The 2474-nt window shown below is 27.5% G+C and carries 2 protein-coding genes and 1 pseudogene; all 3 read left to right on the top strand.

Features of this window, described 5'->3' with window-relative positions:
- Positions 1 to 126: 126 nt before the first annotated feature.
- Entirely contained in the window at positions 127 to 432 is a 306-nt protein-coding gene (locus KGF39_RS19195; protein ID WP_227823542.1) for a hypothetical protein, read from the top strand.
- 299 nt (positions 433 to 731) lie between these two features.
- A complete protein-coding gene (locus tag KGF39_RS19200; protein ID WP_038811697.1) occupies positions 732 to 1943 on the top strand; it encodes a winged helix-turn-helix transcriptional regulator in 1212 nt (403 codons plus the stop codon).
- 195 nt (positions 1944 to 2138) lie between these two features.
- Positions 2139 to 2474, top strand: a pseudogene (locus KGF39_RS19205) (DEAD/DEAH box helicase); the annotation flags it as partial.

Raw genomic sequence — 2474 nt, forward strand, 5'->3', positions numbered from 1 at the left:
GTATTATAAGTATAAGTGTAAAATACTGGAAGTGATTAAAAATAGAAAATATATTAAAAATATAAGATTGCAAAACAAACAATAAGGTGTAAAAGGTTTAAATGTAGATAAAAAGGAGTGTTAAAAGTGATATTAAAAGAGGATTTATTAAGAATTGGATTTGACACATACAGGGAAAATGTAGAGGATGAACTATTGGAAAATGATAAGAAATATTTAAATGACAAAAAAGAATCTGAAAGAGCTATGGACATATTATTGGATATATTGGGAGAAAAAGAACATAAAAAAATGCTAATTGATTTTGAGGAAAGTGTATTCGGAATAAATGTAATTGAAAAGGAATACGCATACCGAATGGGAGTTTTAGATGGATTTGACCTATCTGAATTTATAAGCCTAACTAAAAAACTGTGTTTGAAAAAGGGTTAAAAAATATATATTAAAACCGTCAGAAAAATAATTCTAAACAATGAATTATAATTTTATTAATGATATAATACTAATTAACAAAAAATAGAAAAAGAATGAGTATTTGTTTGACCGCAACCACTCATTCTTTCAACAATAAAATAATAGAGTCAATTAAAACTACTAAAGTTTAATTAACATGTAAACACATAGGATAAATATATCCTTTTAATATATTAATTATACGAGATTTACAAAAGAATGTAAATACATAGCTTGTGTTAAAACTTAATTGACTCCTAAAAGATAAGGGGGATAAGATGAATTGTTCTAATGCAAAGGATATATTATTGGATGATATAAATAATTTAGAAGTAATACATAGTAAGTCAAAAGGATACATAACATTAGCAAGTAAAAAAGAGCAAAAGTTTACACAATGGCACTATAAAATAAATGAGTTAGAAAATAAATATCATGAGCTTATAGACAATAAAGTAAATGTTTATATAAGTCATAATACTTTTTATAAACCACAGAGAAGGATTGAAAATATAAAAGAATTAAATGCAATATTTATAGATATAGATTGTTACAATACAAATTATACGAAAGAAGCAGTCAGATTCTTTATAGAAAAGGATTTAAATGGAATAATACCAAACCCAACTATGTTAATTGACAGTGGCAGAGGGTTATATTATGTATTAAAGCTTGAATCAGTACCAAGCAAAGCTTTACCGCTTTGGTATGCGATACAAAGATACATATATAATCAATTAAAAGAATTTGGAGCAGATGCGAAAGCCTTAGACCCTACACGTGTGTTACGAGCCACAGGAACAATTAATTCCAAGACACAAACAGAAGTTAAAATAATTGATTATGATGGATATACCTATACTTTGAAAGAGATACAAGAAAATTATTTACCAGAGCTAAAGGAAAAGAAACAGAAAAGTAAAGGCAGACCAAAAAAGGTTATTAGTTTATTTAATGAATATAGCTTATATCATGCAAGGCTTAATGATTTGATAAAAATATGTGAACTTAGAAGTTATGATATGGAAGGGTGCAGAGAGGTAACCTTGTTTTTATATAGATATTTTACTTGTTGTTTTATGGAGGATGAAGTACAAGCATTAGAATGTACCCTAGAGTTAAATAAACAGTTTGTAAAGCCACTGATGGAGTATGAGGTAGTAAAACATACAAAGAGTGCAGAAACGGCTTACAATGGCAAAAAATATAAATTTAAGAATAGCACATTGATAGATTTATTGGGAATAACAGAAGAAGAACAAAAATATCTTAAATCAATAATAGGTAAAAATGAAAAATACATAAGAAATAATCTAAGAAGACAAAAAAATAGAAGAAATGAACATGGTTTAACAAATAGAGAGCAAGAAAAGCAAGATAGAATATATAAGATACTAGAACTAAAAAATAAAGGGTTGAATCAAAGTGAAATAGCAAGAAATATTGGAATAAGTAGACAAGCAGTAAGTAAAATTTTAAAGTCTTTATAGTTTGTCAACTGAAATGGCTCTTTGTATTAAGGGGGACGAAGTCCTGCTTCCTTTTTGGTAGCTTAAGATAGTAGAAAAATAGAGGAAGAAATAAAAGAGCATGAGGAAGCTATTAAGGAATTTAAGAAATCAGCTATAGAACAACTAGAAGGACATAAAAAGTATCTAGTTGGCTATAGTGAAATTAAGAAGTCAATGACCAGCAGTAACTTATTAAAATATCATCATGACATGATGATATACAACAACATATGTCTAAAGCACTACATGGAACATGATTTATATAGTCTAATAATTAATAATAATTGCAGGAAAACAATAGACCTGTTCAGTGATTTTGTATTAGATAATAGTTATAGTATTGACCTTGCGTGGAAACTTGCAACAATGGGAAACAAGGGCAGATGGTCTATATTTGATAAGATAAATAAACTTATCTATAGAGAGCTTAAGGAGCAGTATCCTAATTTCGTAAATGATGAACTTATAGGAACAGTAGTTTATGATTATATAATTAAACGATTTGGAATA

Origin of the sequence: Clostridioides sp. ZZV14-6345, assembly GCF_020657775.1 — a bacterium.
Lineage (GTDB): Bacteria > Bacillota > Clostridia > Peptostreptococcales > Peptostreptococcaceae > Clostridioides > Clostridioides difficile_D.